Below are 21,028 nucleotides of genomic sequence, written 5' to 3' on the forward strand. Positions count from 1 at the left end.
TGTCGTCAATAGACTGTGGAAAACCACTGAGAGATTGTCAATGATTCTTGCATACAAATTCGTTTCTGTTTTTCATAGTCGTCAGAATCGCGATCGATCGATCCGACCGGACCTGCGGCCTCGTCCGGAGCTTTGGTGAGGAGAGTGGACGCATGCCAGAACCGGCCGCCCCGCACAGCCTGAGCAGGCCACCTTCACTACGCGTGCTGATCGAAGGTGCCGCGTGACGCCGTCACGCACGCGGACGCGGACGTGGAGTACAGCGCGGGGGTACTCGCGAGCCGCCACCGCCTGTCCCACAGGCCGATGCCGGCGGGCGGGACGGACCCACAGCAGAGCGACCGCACCTGTCGAGCATTACGGCGAACTCACGCCGACTCGGTGTTCCGCGACCGCGACGACCCGGATGCGATGGCGGTGGCCGCGGCGACCGACGTGGGTCCCGCGGTGCGTCTGACGTGGGAATTCAGTGCCGCGGCAGGCAATGTTCGCCCGTCAAGGAGCGGCGTCCGGTGCGTGCTCCCGGCGTGCCGGCCGGAAGCCCTCGTACGTCGCGGCGGGGCAGGCCCTTCGCCGACCGCGGTCCGAGGACGCGCTCAGTCCCGCGTGTGCGGCACGGTCACCGCGGTCGCAAGGAGGCCCCGGCGCACCGTCCAGCGCCCGTCGAAGTGACCGATCCGACGGCCGTCCACCACCGGTCCGGGCACGAGGAGTTCGGCGCGGAAGCCGCCGGACGTGGTGGCTCCGGGATCCATGAAGATGTCGATGTCCGCTTCGGTGAAGTCGAGCCACTTCCCGGTGAGGGGGAACCACGCCTTGTAGACCGACTCCTTGGCGCTGAACAGGAGCCGGTCCCAGTGGACGCCGGGGTGCTGCCCGGCGAGGCCGTGCAGCCGCCGGTTCTCGTCGGGCAGCGCCACGGACGGCAGCACGTTCTCCGGGAGCGGCAGATGGGGTTCCGCGTCGATGCCGAGCGAGGCCAGGTCGGTCTCGCGGGCCAGCGCCGCGGCGCCGTAGCCCTCGCAGTGCGTCATGCTGCCGATCAGCCCGGCGGGCCACTGCGGGGCGCCCCGCTCACCGGGCAGCACAGCCTGCGGGGCCACGCCGAGCTTCTCCATGGCGTGCCGGGCGCAGCCGCGTACGACGGTGAACTCGCGGCGCCGTTTCTCGACGGCGCGTGCGATCAGTGCCTGTTCCTCGGGATAGAGCTCGGGGTACGGCGTCGTGCCTCCGGGCCGCTCGTCACCGTGTGCCTCCACGGCCACGACCGACTCCGGGAGCAGTTCCTCGATCACCGGATCCGACCTCCATCGGCAGAATGCGGCGCAGCTTGCCCGGTGGTTCCGAGCGCTTGCGCCATTCACGGGGGTAGCCCACCGACACCTCTTCGAAGCGGACGCCGTCGAGCCAGGTGGTGCGGGGAATGTGCAGGTGTCCGTAGACCATGGCGGAGACGCGGTAGGTGCGGTGCCAGTCCGCGGTGAGCCGGGTGCCGCACCACATGGCGAACTCGGGGTACCAGAGGATCTCCGTCGGGTGCCGGTCCAGCGGGTAGTGGTTGACCAGGACCGTGGGCAGCTCGGCGGGGATCTCCGCGAGCCTGCGCTCGGTCTCGGCCACCCGGGCCCGGCACCAGGCCTCACGGCTCGGGTACGGGTCGGGGTGCAGGAAGTGCTCGTCGGTGCAGACGACGCCGGTCCCGTGGGCGTACTCGAGCCCCTCTTCCTTGGTCGCGCAGCCCGCGGGCAGGAACGAGTAGTCGTAGAGGAGGAACAGCGGTGCGACGGCGACCGGTCCGCCGGGGCCCTCCCACACCGGGTACGGGTCCTCCGGCGTCGTCACTCCCAGCTCTCGGCAGACCTCCACGAGGTGCTCGTAGCGGGCCACGCCGCGCAGGGTGACGGCGTCCTGGGGGTGGGTCCACAGCTCGTGGTTGCCGGGTGCCCAGATCACCTTGCGGAAGCGGGAGGCGAGCGTTTCGAGGGTCCAGCGGATGTCGGCCACCGTCTCGGCGACGTCGCCGGCCACCAGCAGCCAGTCGTCGTCGGTCTCGGGGCGCATCTCCTCGACGAGGGCTCGGTTCTCGGCGTATCCGATGTGCAGGTCGCTGATGGCCAGCAGCCGGCCCCCGGAACGGTCAGCCGTCGTCACCCTCGCCCCTTCCGTGGACCGGAGACGCCCCTCGGCGTGCCCGGATGGAAACACAAGAACACATGTGGCCTCCACCGTACAAGAGCGGCTTTAGCGGGCCCGCGAACGATGTGGCTCCGGCCGGTCTTTTGGGTGTGGGTGAAGAACCCCGGGGGAGAACCATGACCGACGTAGTCGACAACCGCGGAGACGACAGCCCCTACGAGTGCGGGCTCGTGCGCCACGAGCTGCCCGGTGTCGCCGTCGTCCCGGTGGACGGCGAACCGGCCCTGCACATCGAGGCGTTGCTGCGCGACGGCTGGTTCGACTCCCTGGAGCTGACCCGCGAGGACGTCACGCGGGTCGCCCAGTACCGCGACGAGCTGGTCCGCAAGGACTTCCTCGACAGCTTCGACTCCCTTGAGGAGTACCTGCGTCAGCTGCGGGTCGAGGTCCGGCTCGTCGAGGCCGGTCCCGCCGAGGTGGCCCGCCTCTCCCAACTGACCCTGCGCACCAACCAGTTCAACCAGATGACGCTGCGACTGGGGCCCGCCGAGGTGCGCGCACTCGTCGACGATCCGGCGGCACGCGTCCTCGCCGTCCGTGCCGCCGACCGCTTCGGGGACAACGGCGTCGTCGGCGCGGTGTTCACACACCAGCGCGACGACACCGTCCACATCGACAACTTCCTGCTCAGCTGCCGGGTGTTCTCCCGAGGCATCGAGCAGACCGCGCTCCACGCCGTGCTCCGGCACTCCCGCGCGCACGGCGCCCGCGCGGTGCGCGCGAGCTATCGGGCCACACCGAAGAACACCAAGGTCAAGGACTTCTACCCGAGGAACGGCTTCGCCCCCGTCACCGATGACGGCACAACCGTGACGTACGAGCACGACCTCTTGGTCCTGCCTGTCCCGCCCGCGCACGTCCACTTCACCGAGATCCCGGGAGACGACGGCTCGTGAACTCCATCGACGACTTCCTCACCCTCCTCCAGGACGACCTGGGCCTGCCGGTGACCGGCGCGGACGTCGGCGCGGGACTGGACCGGGTGCCCGGCTGGGACTCGGTGCACCTGCTCTCGCTCCTCGCGCTCCTGGAGCGTACGACCGGCCGTGCGCTCCCCCTGGCCCAGGCCCTGGAGGCCGGCAGCCTGGAGGAGATCTACACGCTGGCGGTGGCCTCGTGAGGATCTCGCCCGTCGCCCGCGAGCGCCGCCACACCCTGGCCTTCCTCGACGGCATCCGGGGCTTCGCGCCGGTGTTCCTCGGTACGTCGGTCGACATGGGCAACGTACGGGAGCACCGGGCCGGGCAGCCGTCGGGGCGCCGGATCTCCACGGTCACGTACGTCCTTCATGTGGCCGCCCGGGTGCTGGCCGCGCATCCGGAGGCGAACGCCGCGCTCCGGGGCCGGTCCCGGGTCGCCCGCTACGACGCCGTGCACGGCAAGTTCACTCTCGACCGCACGCTGGGCGGGCACCGGGTGGTGCTGTCCGCCGTGCTGCCCGACCTGGAGCGGGCCGGGCTCGCCGAGATCCAGGAGCGCGTCGACCACTTCCGTGACGGTGACCCCGCGACGATGCCGGAGTTCGCCGGCGTCCGCGCCCTCCAGCGGCTGCCCGGGCCGCTGCGCACCCTCGCGTACCGTGCCGCGACCCGTCCCCTGCGCAGGCGGCCCGCGACGACGGGCACGTTCGCGGTGACCTCGCTCGGCCACCGTCCCGTGGAGGCGTTCCACTCCGTCGGCGGGACCACGATCACGCTCGGGCTCGGCGCGACCGCCGACCGGCCCGCGATCCGGGACGGGAAGGTCGTCGTCGCTCCGCTGCTGCCGCTGAGCCTCACGTTCGACCACCGGGTGATCGACGGCGCGGAGGCGGCGGACGTGCTCGCGGAGATCAAGGAGGGGCTGGAGTCCTTCAAGCCGGAGTCCGTCGAGGAGGACGGGGTCCATGAGGTCTGACCTGCCTCAGGAGCACCTACGGGTCCGTCCGGAGATTCTGTAACACGCACGTAGCAGCGGGCAGGCTTCGGAAGCCTTATGATCGGCCCTACACAACCGCCACGGACTCCCGTTTTCGAACGGCGGTTTTGTGTACCCACTTACTCCTTGGCCGGGCACGGCTTGCTTCGCCGTGCCCGCGGACCTTGAAAGGCGGCCTGCATGGTCTCTCGCGTACGCGTCTGGCTCAACCGCACGTACGCGGAGAACGTGTTCTTCATGGATCAGCTACGGCGAAATCCGTGCGGCCGGGCCGTCGAGATCCACGCCACGCACGGCGACCCGGACTCCCCCATCCTCGCCACCGCCGACACCGCCGCGATGGAGCCGGAGGGGCTGTCCCCGGCGGCGTACGTCGAGTACGCGCTCGACCAGTGCGCCCGGCACTCCTTCGACGTGTTCGTCCCGGTCCTGCACCAGGCGGCCCTCGCCGAGCACCGCGAGGACTTCGCCGCGGTCGGTACGGCGCTGCTCGCACCGCCCGCCGAGGCCGTGCACACCTTCCAGGACAAGGTGATCGCCTACGAGGCGGTCGAGAAGCTCGGCATTCCGGCGCCGCCGTGGTGGCGGGTGCGGACCGCGGACGAGCTGGTCGTGGCGGTCGACGCGCTGGAGGCCGACGGCCACAAGGCGTGCTTCAAGCCGGCCTCCGGGGCGGGCGGCGTCGGTTTCCGCATCATCACGCGGACCCCCTTCTCCCTGATGCACCTCAACGGCTTCCCCAGCCCGTACGTGCCGCTGGACATGGTCGTCGAGGCGCTGAACCAGGCCGACGAGCCGGTGGACTGGCTGGTCATGCCACGTCTGGAGCAGCCGGAGGTGTCCGTGGACTGCCTGACCGGTCCGGACGGGCGGGTACGGATGGCCGTGGGCCGGACCAAGAACGGGCGGCGGCGCGGCTTCACGGACGACCCCCAGTGGATCGAGCCGGCCCGGCTGCTCGCGGAGTCGTTCGGGCTGCACTATCTGACGAACATCCAGTTCCGGATGCTCGGCGACGAGCCGGTCCTGATGGATGTCAACACCCGTCCGGCGGGCGGCCTGCACCAGCTCTCGCAGTGCGGCATCAACGCCCCGTGGGCCGCCGTGCGGCTGGCGCTCGGCGAGGAGCCCGGCGACCTGGTCCCGCCGTTCCTCGGCCAGGACTACACGGTGGTCGCCGGTCCGCGTGCGGTACGGGCCGTGCCACAGCAGCAGCCGCAGCACGGGGACCTGGACCTCCCCGTCCCCGCGCCCGCGACCGCTCCGGAGCCCGTGATCGGCACTCAGCCGACACAGACCGTGCAAGCGACTCAGGCCGCACAGCCCGCCCAGGCCGCACAGGCGACTCCGGCGGCTCAAGCGGCACAAGCGACTCAGGCCGCACAGACTTCGGACAGTCCCTTGACAGTCTGATTGGTCCATACCAACTTGGTGAACGTGCCAACTCCCGTACCCCCCAAACGTTCAGGGAGATCACGTGCGCCTCAGACGTTCCAGAAACCGTTTCCTCGCTCTGCTCGCATCGGCCGCCCTGGCACTCGCCGGGGCGGTCGCCCTGCCCGGCACCGCCCAGGCGGCCAACGTGCTGTCCAACCCCGGCTTCGAGTCGGGCGGCCTCTCCCCCTGGTCCTGCTCGGGCAACCTCGGCTCGATCGTGTCGAGCCCCGTGCACGGCGGCACCAAAGCCCTTGCGGGCGCGGCGAGTTCGAGTGACATCGCCAAGTGCAGCCAGACCGTGTCGGTCCAGCCGAACACCGCGTACAGCCTGACGGGCTGGGTGCGCGGCAGCTACGCCTACCTGGGCGTGGACGGCGGGCCGTCGACCTGGACCCAATCACCCTCCGCCTACAGCCAGTTGACCGTGTCGTTCACGACCGGCGCGGCGCAGACCAGCGCGACGATCTACACCCACGGCTGGTACGCGCAGGGCACCTACCAGGCCGACGACATCAGCCTGGACGGGCCGGGCGGCAGCTCGGACACCCAGGCACCGACGGCCCCCTCGACCCTGCGCTCCACCGGCAAGACCTCGTCGAGCGTGTCGCTGGCGTGGAACGCGTCGAGCGACAACGTGGGAGTCACCGCGTACGACATCTACAGCGGTGCGAACCAGGTGCTCAGCGTCTCCGGGACGACCGCCACGGTCAGCGGGCTCTCGCCGAGCACCGCGTACACGTTCACCGTGCGGGCGAGGGACGCGGCCGGGAACCGGTCCGCCGCCTCCAACTCCCTTGCGGTGACGACCGATCCGGGCAGCGGCACCACCGGCTTCAAGCAGGCCGCGCCCTATCTGTACCTCGGCTGGGGTGACCCGCCGAGTGCCTCGTCGGTGATGAGTTCGACCGGCGTCAAGTGGTTCACGATGGCGTTCATCCTCTCCTCGGGCGGCTGCAACCCGGCCTGGGACGGGTCGCGTCCGCTGACCGGCGGCAACGACCAGTCCGTCATCAACTCCATTCGCTCGGCGGGCGGTGACATCGTCCCGTCCATCGGCGGCTGGAGCGGCAACAAGCTGGGGCCGAACTGCTCGACACCGGAGGCGCTCGCCGGCGCGTACCAGAGGGTGATCGACGCGTACGGGCTGAAGGCGATCGACATCGACATCGAGAACACCGACGAGTTCGAGAACGAGGTCGTCCAGGACCGGATTCTCAACGCCCTGAAGATCGTCAAGCAGAACAACCCGGGGCTGCGGACGATCATCACCTTCGGCACGTCGACGACCGGCCCGACCTCCTGGGGCAACCGGCTCATCGAGCGGGCCTCGGCACTGGGCGCGGGCATCGACGTGTTCACCATCATGCCGTTCGACTTCGGCGGCGGCGCCGACATGTACGGCAACACGGTGAACGCGACCGAGGGTCTGAAGACCAAGCTCAAGTCGGTCTTCGGCTGGGACGACGCCACGGCCTACGCGCACATCGGCATCTCCGGCATGAACGGGCTGAGCGACCAGCAGGAGCTCACCTCGCCGACGACCTGGACTCAGATCCGCGACTGGGCGAACTCCCATCACATCGCCCGCCTCGCCTTCTGGTCGGTCAACCGCGACCGGCCGTGCCCCGGCGGGGGCGTGGTCAGCAACTGCTCCGGCATCAGCCAGAACAACTGGCAGTTCACGTCGATCACGGCGGGCTTCACCGGCTGACGGCCGGTCACGAAAGGTCCCGACGGCCCTCAAGGGGGTGCCCGGTCAGTCGACCGGGTACCCCCACGCCTTCGCCAACTCGGCCAGGCGCGGCGGCAGTTCGGCCGTCGGGTCGGCCGGGCGGGCCTGCTGGATGCGGCCCGACCTGATCGTGGGGCTCCAGTCGCCGAGCTGGGGGCGGAAGTCGCCGTGGTCCTTCTTGCCGTAGTCGAGCATCGCGCTCTCCCACGGGACGCCGAGGTACTCGCACACGCCACGGGTGGTCCGCTCCGGGTGCGCGGTGAGGTCCTCGTACGTGATCACGTGGGCGTCGAGGGTGCGGCGGGCCTCGTCCAGCTTCTCGCTGTAGTCGAGGACCTCGGCGCGGATCTGTGCGTGGTCCGGGTCGGTGCGGCGCTCGGTGAGCGAGGCGACGACCGCGCCGGGGTGGCGGAGCAGCAGGATGTAGCGGGCGTTCGGCCAACATCGGTGCAGGCGCGGCCACATGAGGGTGTTCGGCGGAGTCTTGTCGACGATGATCTCCTTGCCGCTGCGGACGAGTTCCAGGTGCAGCACCCGGTCCCACAGCACGTGCTCCAGCTCGTCCTTGTCGAGTTCGAGCGCCTTCATGGCGTCGGCGGTGAAGTCGCGCGACAGGTTGATGTGCAGGGTGCGCAGATGCATCTCGTGCGGGGCGCGGATCCTGCTGTGGCTGTTCAGCAGGACCCTCAGGAGCGTCGAGCCGGAGCGCACGGAGGAGAGGACGAAGACCGGCGAGTCCACCAGCCGCGGGGCACGCGGAGCGACGTACGAGTCCCCGTGGGTCCTGGGCGCGGGCATGGCGTCGAGGGTGCGGCGCGGCGGACTCACCGCCTGGGCCATCAGCCTTCCCCTGCGCCTCAGTCCCTTGCCGATCGCGGACATTCGCGGGTCTCGCACGGTGACACCTTTCTCTCGCACTCGCCCACATCAGAGGGGCACCGGGCGAACTCCAGGTGTCGTACAGGCAACAAGCGCAGGTCACGGCGGGCCGTGAACCCACCGTGACCTGGCCTCTTACCGCTTCCTTAATTCTTCATGGGAACCGTGGTCACTTCTTCTCCACGGCCAGCCGCAGCGTCTGGATCTCGAAGGGCCGCAGAGTGACGGACACGCTGTCGCCGTCCGTGTCCACCGTGCTCAGCGGGCGCTCCAGGAGATCGGTGAGCTGGGCGCCCGCGAGGGGGAAGCCCGTGCGCAGGGTGCCCTGTGCACGGCCGCCGAGAGACTCGTAGACGCGGACGACGACATCGCCCGAGTTGTCGTCGGCGAGCTTGACCGCCTCGACGGTCACGCCCCCGCCGCCGTCCACGGACACCACCGGCTCGGGCGTGCCCGCCGCGTCCGCCACCCGCAGCGGGAGGTTGAGCGCGTAGCCCTCGGCGACCGCGTCCTCGATGGTCGCGCCCGGCAGCAGCGCGTACGTGAAGCGGTGCCTGCCCTGGTCGGCCTCCGGGTCCGGGATGCGCGGGGCGCGGACCAGGCTGAGGCGGACCGTGGTGGTCGTGCCGCCGTCCTCGCGGACCGTGCGGGAGATGTCGTGGCCGTACGTGGAGTCGTTGATGACCGCGACGCCGTAGCCGGGTTCGCCGAGGTGGACCCAGCGGTGGCCGGAGACCTCGAAGCGGGCCGACTCCCAGCTGGTGTTGGTGTGCGTGGGCCGCTGGATGTGGCCGAACGCGATCTCGGCGGACGAGTGTGCCGCCCGGATGTCCACCGGGAAGCCCGCCTTGAGGAACTTCTCGGCCTCGTGCCAGTCGATGTCTGTCTCGAAGTCGATACGGGGGCTGCCGGCACGCAGGCTGATGGTCTGGGTGATGTGCGAGCCGTTGCCGAAGGAGCGCTCCACCCGGATCGCCCCCAGCAGCGGGTCCTCCTCGACCACCGTCACGGACGACGCGTCCAGCAGGTCCGTGTAGCGGTTCTTGTAGTGCTTGTCGACGTCCCAGGCGTCCCAGTAGTTCGGCAGGTCCGTGTGCAGCCGGAGCAGGTTGCCCTTGTCGGCGAGGACCTCGCGGCCGCCGGCGCGCAGATCGCGTACGGAGGCCAGGGTGCCGTCCTCGGCCACCTCGACGCGGACCAGGCCGTTGTCGAGGACGCGACCGGTGACCGTCACCGGCTCGGGTACCTCGCCGGTGCCGAGGGGCGCGCTGCCGTTCGCCGGGACGACGGTGTGGGCCAGGGTGCCGTCGGAGGTGCGTACGACCTCCCGGCGCTCGACCGGGCTCGTGTTGAAGACGCGGGTGCCGCCCGTGCCGAGGGCGGTGATCGCCTCGGCGGTCAGCGCCTCGACCTCCTTCGCGACGCGGGCGTACTCGGCCTCCGCCTCGCGGTGCACCCAGGCGATGGAGGACCCGGGCAGGATGTCGTGGAACTGGTGGAGCAGGACCGTCTTCCAGAGCTGGTCGAGCCTGTCGTGCGGGTAGGCGTAGCCCGGTGCGTGCAGCGCGGCCGTGGTGGCCCACAACTCGGCCTCGCGGAGCTTGTGTTCGCTCCTGCGGTTGCCCTGCTTGGTGCGGGCCTGCGAGGTGTAGGTGGCGCGGTGCAGCTCCAGGTAGAGCTCGCCGACCCAGACCGGGGCGTCCTCGTACTCCTCGCGGGCCTTGGCGAAGAAGTCGTCGGGGTGCTCGATGACGACCTTCGGCGAGCCTTCCAGGTCGGCGAGCCTGCGCGCGCGTTCCATGATCTCTCGGGTGGGGCCGCCGCCGCCGTCGCCCCAGCCGAAGGGGGCCAGCGAGCGGGTGGCGGCGCCCTTCTCCTGGTAGTTGCGGGTGGCGCGGGCCATCTCCTCGCCGCTGAAGCGGGCGTTGTAGGTGTCGACCGGCGGGAAGTGCGTGAAGATCCGCGTGCCGTCGATGCCCTCCCACCAGAAGGTGTGGTGCGGGAACTTGTTGGTCTGGTTCCAGGAGATCTTCTGGGTGAGGAACCACTCGTTGCCGGCCAGCTTGGCGAGCTGCGGGTAGGCCGCGGTGTAGCCGAAGGAGTCCGGCAGCCACACGCCCTTGGTCTCGACGCCGAAGTGCTCGATGAAGAACCGCTTGCCGTGGATGAGCTGGCGGGCGACGGCCTCGCCGCCGGGCAGGTTGCCGTCGGCCTCGACCCACATGCCGCCGACCGGCGCCCACTGGCCCTTCTTGACGGACTCCTGGATGCGGGCCCAGACCTTCGGGTAGTTGTCGCGCACCCACTCGTACTGCTGTGCCTGGGAGCAGGCGAAGATGAAGTCGTCGTACTCGTCGGCGAGCGAGGTGACGTTCGAGAAGGTACGGGACGTCTTGCGCTTGGTCTCGCGGATCGGCCAGAGCCAGGCGGAGTCGATGTGCGCGTGGCCGACGCCGGAGACGATGTGGGCGCTGGCGTTGGCGGGCTTGGACAGCGCGGGCTTCAGCGCGGCCCGTACGTCGGCTGCGGAACCGGAGATGTCGTCGAGGTCCAGCAGGTCCAGGGCCCGGTCCAGGGTGTGCATGATCTCGTGCCGGCGCGGGTCGTGCTCGCCCAGTTCCAGCATCAGCTCGCGCAGCACCTGGACGTCGAGGTCGAGGTGCCAGACCTCCTCGTCGAGGACGGCGATGTCGGCGCTCTGGAAGGTGTAGAGGGGCTTGTCGCCGGCGGTGAGCCTGTCACCGAGCGGCGTGGTCTTCGCGAAGTCGTCGGCGAGGATGTCCGGGTTGGAGGCCGCCTCGACCAGGTAGTCGATCCGCTCGCCGCCGGTGGCGGGGTTGCCGATCGCCACGTACTGGTTGAGCGGGTTGACGGCCTTGAGCGGGGTGCCGTCCGCGAGGTGGACGAGCGCCTCGGCCTGGTTGCCCGGCCAGTCGCCCACGAAGCCGAGGTCGATGACGGCCTCGACGCGCTTGCCCGCCCACTCCTCGGGAACCTGGCCACGCATCCGGAACCAGGTGGTGCCCCAGGGCGGACCCCACGGCGTGTTCATCGCGAAGGGCTTGTACGGGGCGGACGCGGCCTCGTCGAAGGGGACGGGCTCCCCCGGTGCCTGCCAGGCCTCGACCTCGAAGGGCACGGTCGCCGCGTAGATCGCGGTCTTGATGCGCTGGTCGTGAAGGCGCTGGACGCGCTCCTCGATTCGGCGGCGTTCGTCGTGCATGAAAGTCTCCAGGTAGCGGGGAAAGCGCTTACTTAAGGTACGCCAGACCATGATGGACCTCGGTGTAGCCGTCCACCAGCCTGCGCGCGACATTCACGGAGTCGACGAGCGGGTGCAGGGCGAAGGCCTTCACGGCCGTCGTTCGGGAGCTCGACTCGGCGGCGGCGAGCACCTCGCGCTCGACCGCCTTCACCGCGCAGACCAGGCCGGTCGCGTGGTCCGGGAGCGGGGCGACGGCGACCGGGTGGGCGCCGTTGGCGTCGACGAGGCAGGGCACCTCGATCACGGCGTCCGTGTCGAGCACCGAGAGGGTGCCCTGGTTGCGGACGTTGAGGATCAGCGTGGTGCGCTCGTCGCGGGCGATGGCCCGCATCAGGGCGAGCGCCACCTTCTCGTAGCCGCCGGAGAGGTCGTCGGCGTCGCGTTCGCCCGCGCCGGCCGTCTCCCGGTTCTCCGACATGTAGGTGGCCTCGCGCTCGGCGCGCGTGCGGTCCCAGGCGGTGAGCGCGGCGGCGTCCGGCCGCTTCATCTCCTCGTAGAAATGTTCCTGCTGGTCGCGGAGGAACGCGCCGCGGGTCTTCTCGGCCTCGCGGTAGGCGCGGACGGCTTCCCGGTTGAAGTAGTAGTAGTGCAGGTACTCGTTCGGGATCGCGCCGAGGGACTGGAGCCACTCGGTGCCGAAGAGCTTGCCCTCCTCGAAGGAGCCGAGGAGGTCCGGGTCGGCGAACAGCCGCGGCAGTTCGTCGCGTCCGGCGATGTGCAGGCCGCGGACCCAGCCGAGGTGGTTGAGGCCGACGTAGTCGATCCAGGCCTCGCGCGGATTGGCGCCGAGCACGCGGGCGATGCGGCGGCCGAGGCCGACCGGCGAGTCGCAGATGCCGATGACGCGGTCGCCGAGGTGGCGGGACATGGCCTCGGTGACCAGTCCCGCCGGGTTGGTGAAGTTGATGAGCCAGGCGTCGGGCGCGAGTTCGGCCACGCGGCGGGCGATGTCGACGGCGACGGGCACCGTGCGCAGTCCGTAGGCGATGCCTCCCGCGCCGACCGTCTCCTGACCGAGGACACCCTGGTCGAGGGCGACCCGCTCGTCGGCGGCGCGGCCTTCGAGGCCGCCGACGCGGATCGCGGAGAAGATGAAGTCGGCGCCGCGCAGTGCTTCGTCGAGGTCGGTGGTGGCGGTCACGGAGGGTGCGTCGGGGACGTCCGCGGCCTGCTCGGCGAGGACGCGGGCGACGGCGGAGAGCCGTCCCGCGTCCAGGTCGTGCAGCACGACGTCGGTGACGCGGCCTTCGCCGCGGTCCCCGAGGAGCGCCCCGTACACGAGCGGCACCCGGAATCCGCCGCCGCCCAGAATCGTCAGCTTCACGCAACTGCCCTTTCGATGTTCGTCGAGGTCCGCGGCCCTGTCGTCGAGTTCCCGTCTACAGGGCGACGCCTGGCGCGCACGCCGGTCAAGTCAGCACCACGCGCACGCCCGCCTCCTCCAGGGCGGACCTCGTTCCCGCGTCCGCCGGTCCGTTGGTCACCACCACGTCCAGTTCCTCGGGCCCGCAGACCCTCGCCATCCCCGTCCCCGGGAACTTGGCGCGGTCGGCGAGCAGGACGACCCGGTCGGCCGCCTTGATCATGGCGCGTTTCACCGGCACCTCGACGACCGTGGTGTCCATCACCTGCCCGCCGGGGCGCACTCCACTGGTGCCGAGGAAGAGCCAGTCCGCGTGCAGCTGACGCAGGTTGTCCTCGGTGAGGAAGCCGACCAGTGAGCGGTACTCGCGGCGGACCATGCCGCCGAGCAGCACCAGCTCTATGCCCTCGTCGTCCACGAGCTCTTCGTAGACCACGAGGTTGCTGGTGATCACGGTGATGCGGCGGCCGTGCAGCTGCCGGGCCAGCCGGTAGGCCGTGGTGCCGATGTCGAGCAGGACCGACTGGCCGTCCTCGACCATCGCGGCGGCATGTTCGCCTATGGCGTCCTTCTCGGCCACGCGCACTTCGGCGACCTCGGCGAAGGGCTGGTCGCCCTCCTCGGCGACCGCACCGCCGTGCACGCGGGTGAGCAGACCCTCCTCCTCCAGCTTGAGCAGGTCGCGCCGGACCGTGGCGGGGCTCACGCCGAGCTGCTCCGAGAGATCGGTGACGGCCGCGGGGCCCCCGGAGCGCAGGGCCCGCAGGATGAGTTGATGTCGTCTCTCTGCCAGCACGCGGTGAACAGTACTCGTCATAGCCAATCATTTCCATGCTCAGTTCTGCTCGACTCTTGCCAAATCAGTCAGAGGCGCGCACGATCCTGTGCACCGAAATTGAAGAGTTTTGACGAGAAGAGTTTTGACGAGAGGATGCGCTCGTGGGTGACGAACGGCCCGACGTGCGGCCCGATGTGCTGCTGACCGGGCTGCTCTTCTACGACCTCGTCCTGACCGGTCTGGGCAAACCGCCGACTCCCGGCGAGGAGATCTGGACCGACGGGATGGGCACGAGCCCGGGCGGGATCGCGAACCTGGCCGTGGCCGCGGCCCGTTACGGCCTGCGGACGTCGCTGGCCACGGTGTTCGGCGACGACTACTACGGCACGTACTGCCGTGACGTCCTCGCCGGTCAGGAGCACGTCGACCTCTCCCTCTCGCGCACGGCGGACGGCTGGCACACCCCGGTCACCGTCTCGCTCGCGCTCCCCCACTCTCGGCTTCGCTCGAGCGGGGGGACCCCCATGAGCGGGGGGACCCCCACCCACGACCGGGCCCTGGTCACCCACGGCCAGGAACCCCCGTACTCGCAGGACGCGCTGATGGGTGACCCGCCCGCCGCGCGCACGGCCCTCGTGCACATCGAGGCCGAACCCCGCGAGTGGCTCGCCAAGGCGGCGGCGAACGGTACGAAGATCTACGCGGACGTCGGCTGGGATCCCACCCAGCAGTGGTCCTCGGCCCTCCTCGACCAGCTCGCCCTCTGCCACGCCTTCGTCCCGAACGACACCGAGGCGATGGCGTACACCCGCACCGACACCGCGGCCGACGCGCTCAGCAAGCTCTCCGAGCTGGTGCCGGTGGCCGTGGTCACACGCGGCGGCGACGGCGCGCTCGCCGTCGACCAGACGACGGGCGAGTACGCGGACGTGCCCGCCCTCGCCACCGAGGTGCTGGATGCGACGGGTGCCGGAGACGTCTTCGGCGCGAGTTTCGTCGCGGCCTCACTCGGCGGCTGGCCCCTCGAAGAGCGGCTGCGCTTCGCGGTGCTCGCCGCCTCACTGTCCGTGCGGCGGCACGGCGGGGCGCTCGCCGCGCCCGGCTGGTACGGCGTCCACCAGTGGTGGCAGTCGGTCCAGAACACCGAGAACACCGCAAACCCCGAAAACACGGCGCTGCGGCGGGCGTACGGCTTCCTGGCCGACCGCCTGCCCGCGGACCCCGGACCGCCGGTCCCCCACGCTCCGGTGACCCCACCCGCCCCCCACGGCATTCCTGATCTCCCCTGATGCGAAGACCGAACACATCCGAAAGGCGGTGGGAGCTGTGCGGCTCTCACGAAGGGGCCTGCTCCGCGCGGGTCTGGCCGGTACGGCCGCCACGGCGCTCGGCGGCCTGGCGTCCGGCTGCGCCGTTCCGACCGGCTCGACCGGCCGGAACATGGTCCTCTGGTACTGGAGCGGCGGGCTGAGCGACACCGTCGTCAAGAAGGCCAAGTCCCGTTACGACGACAGCACCGTCAGGCTGGAAGCGATCCAGATCGGCGGCTACTACCGCTCCAAGCTGATAACCACCATGACCGGCCAGGCCCACGTCCCCGACATCGCGGGGCTCAAGGGCGAGGACATGGCGTCCTATCTGCCGAACGCCTCCCAGTTCATCGATCTCCGGACCCTCGGCGCGGAGAAGTTCAAGAGCCAGTACCTGGACTGGAAGTGGCAGCAGGGCGTGGCCCCGGACGGCAGCCTCGTCGGCTTCCCCATCGACGTGGGTCCTGTCGTGCAGTTCTACCAGCCCGCCGTCTACGAGAAGGCCGGGCTGGCGTACGAACCGGACGACGTGTCCAAGGAGATGGGCACCTGGGACCAGTTCTTCACGGCGGGCGAGCAGCTCAAGAAGCGGATCCCCGGCTCGTTCATCCTGACCGACGTCGCCAGCGTCTTCGAGATGTCGATCGGCCAGGGCACGAAGCGGTACGTGGACGAGGACCAGCACTTCATCGGCGACCAGGAGCATGTGCGCACCGCCTGGGACCGCGCCGTGGAGGCGAAGCGGCGCGGACTCGTGTCGAGCATCGTGAGCGGCACGCCCGACTGGAACTCCGCGTCCGAGAGGGGACTGCTGCCCAGCCAGATCAACGCCTCCTGGGCGGCCGGTGACATAAAGCTCGGGCTGCCGAAGACCAAGGGCAAGTGGCGGGTGGCGAACTGCCCGGGCGGACCGTCGAACGTCGGCGGCTCGTTCCTGGCGATCACCAAGGCGTGCCGGGAACCCGAGAAGGCCTTCGAGATCATCACCTGGCTGCTCAACGCGGACAACCAGGCGCAGGGCTTCGTCGACGCCGGACTCTTCCCGTCGACCCCCGCCTCGTACGAGATGAAGCAGCTGCGCGACCCCGACCCGTTCTTCGGCGGCCAGGCCACGATGGACGTCTACGGACCGGCGGCGGAGAAGATCCCGGTCGCCTTCAACAGCCCGTTCGACGTGGCGCTCGGGCAGCCGATCAAGGACGAGATCAAGAACGTCGGCGTCCTCGGCAAGGACCCGAAGAAGGCCTGGAGGGACGCCATGAGCAAGTGCCGGCGGATCGCGGACCACCTGGGGGTGAGCTTCTGATGGCTACCGTGCCCATGGTCGAGGAACCCCCGGCGCCCGTCGCCGAAGCGCCCTTCGTCCCGCCCAAGAAGAGCGTCCTGAGCTACTGGCGGCTGTACGCCGCGATCTCCCCCTTCTATCTGCTCTTCCTCGCCTTCGGTCTGATCCCGGTCGGTTTCTCGCTGTACCTGTCGTTCCACCGCTGGGACGGTCTGGGCTCGATGGAGTTCGCCGGGCTGTCGCAGTACAAGTACCTGCTGTCGGACACCGACTTCTGGAGTTCGATCGGCAACACGCTCATCATCTGGGCGCTGGCCACCTTCCCCATGATCTTCCTGGCGATGGTGACGGCCGTGCTGCTCAACTCGGCGGTCCGCTTCAAGAACCTCTACCGCTTCGCGTACTTCCTGCCGAACGTCACCTCCGTGGTCGCCGTCGCGATCATCTTCGGCTCGGTCTTCTCCACCAACTTCGGCCTGGTCAACGCCCTGTTGCAGGCGGTCGGTATCGATCAGGTGGCCTGGCTGAACACGCCGTGGGGCATCAAGGTCGCCATCGCGACGCTGATGACCTGGCAGTGGACCGGCTACAACGCGATCATCTTCCTCGCCGGACTCCAGACGATCCCCGGTGAGCTGTACGAGGCCGCGCGCATGGACGGGGCCGGGCCCGTGCAGACCTTCTTCCGGATCACGCTGCCGATGATGCGGCCCGTGCTGCTCTTCGTCCTCGTGGTCTCGACGGTCACCGGTCTGCAGAGCTTCTCCGAACCCCAGGTGCTGCTGCAGACCACGGCCAACGAGTCGACGTTCTCGGGCGGTCCCGACCACGCCGGCCGGACGATGGTCCTCTACTTCTTCCAGCAGACCTTCGACAACAACGACTTCGGTTACGGCGCCGCCGTGGCCTGGGGCATCTTCCTCGTCGTCGTCATCTTCTCGATCATCAACTGGCGCTTGGTGCAGCGCCGGGGCGAAGACTAGGGAGGCGCCACCATGACCATCACCGATGTCAAGCCCACCGAGTCCGAGCCCAGCGGGGCCAAGCACGGCAGGAACAGGCGCATCGAGGGCGCCACACGCAGAGGCATCGCCCTGCACGTGTCCCTGATCCTCGGCGTGCTGCTCTCCGCGTTCCCGTTCTACTGGGCCGTGATCATGTCGACGCACACGTCGACCGAGATCTTCTCCTACCCGCCGAAGCTGCTGCCCGGCTCGCACTTCGGCGACAACGTCAGCAAGCTCTTCGACAGCATCGACTTCTTCGGGTCGATGTTCAACTCGCTGCTCGTCGCCACCACGGTGACGGTCCTCGTGCTCTTCTTCGACTCGCTGGCCGCCTTCGTCTTCGCGAAGTTCCGCTTCCCGGGCCGCCGGGTGCTGTTCGCCATGATGATGATGATCTTCATGGTGCCGGCCCAGCTGCAGGCCATCCCGCAGTTCGTGATCATGGCGAAGCTCGGCTGGATCGGCTCCATGACCTCGCTGGTCGTGCCGGCGGCCGCGAACGCGTTCGGCATCTTCTGGATGCGCCAGTACATGAAGAGCGCCATACACGATTCGCTGCTCGACGCCTCCAAGCTCGACGGGGCGAGCTTCATGCGCCAGTACTGGCACGTGGCCGTGCCGTTGGTGCGGCCCGGTCTCGCCTTCCTCGGCATCTTCACGTTCATGAGCCAGTGGAACGACTACGCCTGGCCGTTGATCGCCCTCACCAACCCGGACAACGTGACCCTCCAGGTCGCGCTCTCCCAGCTCAACGGTGTCCACGGCACCACGGACTACGGGATGGTCATGACGGGTGCGGTGCTGGCCCTCATCCCGCTGCTGATCGTCTTCGCGATCGGCGCCAAGCAGATCATCGCGGACCTCGGCAAGGGAGCCATTCGCTGATGCGACGCGATCACCTGATCGCCCTGCGCCCCTGGGAGGCACCGGAGGTGACCTCCTGGGGGCGGCTGCCCATGAACGCCGTGGACCGGCGCTCCGGCGCGCTGTCCCTGGACGGCTCCTGGCACTTCCAGTGGCTGTGCTCGCCCATGGGCTGCTCGGGCGAGTGGACCCGGATCGAGGTGCCGGGCACCTGGACCACACAGAGCGGCGACGATCTGCCGCAGTACACCAACTTCCGTATGCCGTGGGGGGAGTTCCCGCCCGCGTCGCCCGCCACCAACCCGACCGGCATATACGAGCGTTCCGTCGACATCCCCGCCGAGTGGGCGGGCCGCCGGATCGTGCTCCAGGTCGGCGCGGCCGAGAGCGTGCTCCTCGTCCATGTGAACGGCAAGCCGGTCGGCATCTCCAAGGACTCCCACCTCGCCGCCGAGTTCGACCTCTCCGACGTCGTACGCCCCGGGGACCCCGCCACCGTGCGGCTGACCGTCGTCAAGTGGTCCGACGCCTCGCACATCGAGGACCAGGACCAGTGGTGGCACGCCGGCGTCACCCGCTCGGTGCTGCTGTACGCGACCGATCCGCTGCGGCTTTCGGACGTGACCGTGCGGGCGCGGCGGGACGGGCGGCTCCGGGTCGACTGCCAGGTGCGCGACGCGTCGGGACCGCTGCCGCAGGGGTGGTACGTCACCGGCGAACTGGACGGCCAACTCCTCGCCCAGGACGCCGAGTTCGACCGTTTCAACGCCGAGGACATGCGGGTGTCCGACTTCCTCGGCGAGGTCCGGCTGCGGGTCACCGTGGAGAACGTACGGCCGTGGACCGCCGAGACACCGGCGCTGTACGACCTGACCGTGCGCCTGCACCGGGCCGACGGCTCGGTCGCCGACACCTCGCACCACCGGGTCGGGTTCCGGGACGTCGAGATCCGCGGCCGGGACCTGCTCGTCAACGGCGAGCGCGTCTACATCCGGGGCGTCAACCGGCACGACTTCCACCCGCTGACCGGGCGCACGGTCACGGCGGACGACATGCGCGCGGACCTGGTCGTGCTCAAGCGCTTCGGCTTCAACGCGATCCGTACCGCCCACTACCCGAACGACCCGACGCTGTACGACCTCGCCGACGAGCTGGGCTTCTACGTCGTGGACGAGGCGAACATCGAGGCGCACGACCACGCCCACGAGATCGCCGACGACCCCCGCTATCTGGCCGCCTTCGTGGACCGGGTCTCACGCATGGTGCTGCGCGACAAGAACCATCCTTCGGTCATCATCTGGTCGCTGGGCAACGAGTCCGACTACGGCGCCAACCACGACGCGGCGGCGGGCTGGGTCCGGCGCCACGATCCGACCCGGCCGATCCAGTACGAGGGTGCGGCCAAGCTCGACTGGGCCGACCTCACGGTCGCCTCCGACATCGCCTGCCCGATGTACGCGCCGATCGAGGACTGTGTCGCGCACGCCCGGTCCGGGAAGCAGACCAAGCCGCTCATCCAGTGCGAGTACTCGCACGCGATGGGCAACAGCAACGGCACGCTCGCCGACACCTGGGCGGCCATCGAGTCCACCCCAGGTCTTCAGGGCGGCTTCATCTGGGAGTTCTGGGACCACGGCATTCTCCAGCGTGTGAACGACGGAAGACCTGCCGGGCGTGGGGGCGCCGGCTTGTACGAGCGCGGTGTCGCCGGTCCCGGCCTCCGCTGGGCCTACGGCGGCGACTTCGGCGAGACGATCCACGACGGGGCGTTCATCGCCGACGGCGTGGTGTTCCCGGACCGCACGCCCAAGCCCGTCATGTTCGAGCACCGGGAGATCGCGTCGCCGGTCCGCCTGACCTACGACGAGGGCGTGCTTCTGGTCCACAACCGTCAGCACTTCCGGGGCCTTCAATGGCTGGCCGCCGAGTGGCGCCTCGTGCGTGCCGACGGCACCACGCTGGTGGCACCCGCCGAGCTGCCCGCCGTACCGCCGGGCGAGTCGGCGGCGATGCCGCTGCCGTTCCCCGTTCCGGAGGGCGAGTCCTGGCTGACGCTGCGGGTCACGACGGCGGACGACGAGGCCTGGGCGCCGCTCGGCACCGAAGTGTGTGTGCCGCAGGTGCGGCTGGGCTCGGCCGTCGCCGACCCGACTCCGGAGCCCGTGTCCGGTCCGGCCGTCACCCTGGACGCGGACGCGCTGCTGGTCCATCCGCTGCTGGCCGCCGCACCCGTGCTCTGCCTGTGGCGGGCGCCCACCGACAACGACGAACTGGGCGGCATGGCGGCCCGCTGGCGCGACCAGGGCCTCGACGAGCTCGAACGCAAGGTCGTGGACGTCCGCGACGAGGGCTCCCGGATCGTCGTGGCCGCCGAGTACGCGACCGGGGCCGGGCCCGTCCGCCACGAGCAGGTGTTCACTCCGGTCGCCGGTGGCCTCCGGGTCGAGGAGTCGGCCGAACTGCCGGACGGCCTCGACGACGTGGCCCGCGTCGGTACGGTCTTCGAGACGGTCCCCGGGCTCGATGTCCTGGACTGGTACGGGCAGGGCCCCTGGGAGTCCTACCCGGACCGGAGCACGGGCGCGCCCATGGGACACCACTCCCTCCCGGTGGACGAGCTGTTCACCCCTTATCTGCGGCCGCAGGAGAGCGGCGGCCGGCACGGTGTGCGCCGGTTCACGCTGTCGGCGCCGGACGCCACGGGGCTGACCGTGGAGCTCGGGGCGCCGGGGCAGGTCTCCGTCAACCGCTACCGGGCCGAGGACCTGGCCGCCGCCACGCACCACGACGAGCTGGTGCCACGGCCCGGCTGTGTCGTACACCTCGACGCCGCGCACCGGGGTCTGGGCACGGCGTCGTGCGGTCCCGACACCTCGGCCGACTATCTCGTCGCGTCGGGCACCCACCGCTGGGCGTGGACTCTGCGCGTGCTCTGATCCCGGCTGCCGCCCCCTCCTGGCCGCCTCCTCCTCTCCCGGTCGCCACCCCCTCCCGA

Annotated in this window: 16 protein-coding genes; 10 read left to right on the plus strand and 6 right to left on the minus strand. The window is 69.8% G+C overall.

The annotated features are described in order from the left end of the window. Positions 1-596 precede the first annotated feature (596 nt). The gene (locus OHA11_RS05700; RefSeq protein ID WP_266492602.1) at positions 597-1,295 is read right to left on the minus strand and encodes a 4'-phosphopantetheinyl transferase; all 699 of its coding nucleotides are present in this window, start codon (positions 1,293-1,295) and stop codon (positions 597-599) included. Further along, positions 1,243-2,151 carry a metallophosphoesterase gene (locus tag OHA11_RS05705; protein WP_266492603.1) on the minus strand — a complete coding sequence of 303 codons (909 nt, stop codon included), beginning with the start codon at positions 2,149-2,151 and terminating at the stop codon, positions 1,243-1,245. Before OHA11_RS05705 ends, OHA11_RS05700 begins: the two co-directional genes overlap by 53 nt. 161 nt (positions 2,152-2,312) lie before the next feature. Here OHA11_RS05705 and OHA11_RS05710 point away from each other — a divergent pair, with 161 nt between their 5' ends. The 5 genes from OHA11_RS05710 (at position 2,313) to OHA11_RS05730 (ending at position 7,261) form a co-directional block, all read left to right on the plus strand. Continuing rightward, on the plus strand, positions 2,313-3,092 hold the full coding sequence (locus tag OHA11_RS05710) for a hypothetical protein (protein ID WP_266492604.1): 780 nt from the start codon (positions 2,313-2,315) through the stop codon (positions 3,090-3,092). Further along, positions 3,089-3,316, plus strand: a complete 228-nt coding sequence (locus tag OHA11_RS05715) for a phosphopantetheine-binding protein (protein ID WP_266492605.1) — start codon at positions 3,089-3,091, stop codon at positions 3,314-3,316. Before OHA11_RS05710 ends, OHA11_RS05715 begins: the two co-directional genes overlap by 4 nt. After that, positions 3,313-4,092, plus strand: a complete 780-nt coding sequence (locus tag OHA11_RS48280) for a 2-oxo acid dehydrogenase subunit E2 (protein WP_323186526.1) — start codon at positions 3,313-3,315, stop codon at positions 4,090-4,092. The genes OHA11_RS05715 and OHA11_RS48280 overlap by 4 nt, the downstream gene beginning before the upstream one ends. Before the next feature lie 201 nt (positions 4,093-4,293). Further along, entirely contained in the window at positions 4,294-5,526 is a 1,233-nt protein-coding gene (locus OHA11_RS05725) for an ATP-grasp domain-containing protein (protein ID WP_266492606.1), read from the plus strand. A 64-nt stretch (positions 5,527-5,590) separates the two neighbouring features. After that, on the plus strand, positions 5,591-7,261 hold the full coding sequence (locus OHA11_RS05730) for a carbohydrate binding domain-containing protein (protein WP_266492607.1): 1,671 nt from the start codon (positions 5,591-5,593) through the stop codon (positions 7,259-7,261). A 45-nt stretch (positions 7,262-7,306) separates the two neighbouring features. On the opposite strand, the gene OHA11_RS05735 is transcribed toward OHA11_RS05730, so the two are convergent. From OHA11_RS05735 to OHA11_RS05750, 4 genes are all read right to left on the minus strand, one after another. Then, positions 7,307-8,179, minus strand: coding sequence for a sulfotransferase (locus OHA11_RS05735; RefSeq protein ID WP_266492608.1), 873 nt, complete (start codon positions 8,177-8,179; stop codon positions 7,307-7,309). Positions 8,180-8,330: 151 nt separating this feature from the next. Next, a complete protein-coding gene (locus OHA11_RS05740; protein WP_266492609.1) occupies positions 8,331-11,384 on the minus strand; it encodes a glycoside hydrolase family 38 C-terminal domain-containing protein in 3,054 nt (1,017 codons plus the stop codon). Positions 11,385-11,412: 28 nt separating this feature from the next. Next, positions 11,413-12,750 carry a 6-phospho-beta-glucosidase gene (locus OHA11_RS05745; protein ID WP_266492610.1) on the minus strand — a complete coding sequence of 446 codons (1,338 nt, stop codon included), beginning with the start codon at positions 12,748-12,750 and terminating at the stop codon, positions 11,413-11,415. A gap of 85 nt (positions 12,751-12,835) precedes the next feature. Then, positions 12,836-13,585: a DeoR/GlpR family DNA-binding transcription regulator gene (locus OHA11_RS05750; RefSeq protein WP_266492611.1), complete on the minus strand. Its 750-nt coding sequence runs from the start codon at positions 13,583-13,585 to the stop codon at positions 12,836-12,838. Between the two features lie 143 nt (positions 13,586-13,728). Here OHA11_RS05750 and OHA11_RS05755 point away from each other — a divergent pair, with 143 nt between their 5' ends. Genes OHA11_RS05755 through OHA11_RS05775 form a run of 5 tightly spaced genes read left to right on the plus strand, consistent with a single transcriptional unit; the run spans position 13,729 to position 20,969 of the window. Continuing rightward, the gene (locus tag OHA11_RS05755) at positions 13,729-14,856 is read left to right on the plus strand and encodes a carbohydrate kinase family protein (RefSeq protein ID WP_266492613.1); all 1,128 of its coding nucleotides are present in this window, start codon (positions 13,729-13,731) and stop codon (positions 14,854-14,856) included. Between the two features lie 37 nt (positions 14,857-14,893). Continuing rightward, a complete protein-coding gene (locus OHA11_RS05760; protein WP_266492614.1) occupies positions 14,894-16,183 on the plus strand; it encodes an ABC transporter substrate-binding protein in 1,290 nt (429 codons plus the stop codon). Then, entirely contained in the window at positions 16,183-17,145 is a 963-nt protein-coding gene (locus OHA11_RS05765; RefSeq protein WP_266492616.1) for a carbohydrate ABC transporter permease, read from the plus strand. The genes OHA11_RS05760 and OHA11_RS05765 overlap by 1 nt, the downstream gene beginning before the upstream one ends. 12 nt (positions 17,146-17,157) lie before the next feature. Further along, positions 17,158-18,054, plus strand: a complete 897-nt coding sequence (locus tag OHA11_RS05770) for a carbohydrate ABC transporter permease (protein WP_266492618.1) — start codon at positions 17,158-17,160, stop codon at positions 18,052-18,054. Further along, complete coding sequence (locus tag OHA11_RS05775; protein ID WP_266492620.1) at positions 18,054-20,969, plus strand: glycoside hydrolase family 2 TIM barrel-domain containing protein; 2,916 nt, start codon at positions 18,054-18,056, stop codon at positions 20,967-20,969. Before OHA11_RS05770 ends, OHA11_RS05775 begins: the two co-directional genes overlap by 1 nt. Positions 20,970-21,028: the final 59 nt, after the last annotated feature.

Origin of the sequence: Streptomyces sp. NBC_00878 (assembly GCF_026341515.1) — a bacterium.
In the GTDB taxonomy this organism is placed as follows: Bacteria; Actinomycetota; Actinomycetes; order Streptomycetales; family Streptomycetaceae; genus Streptomyces.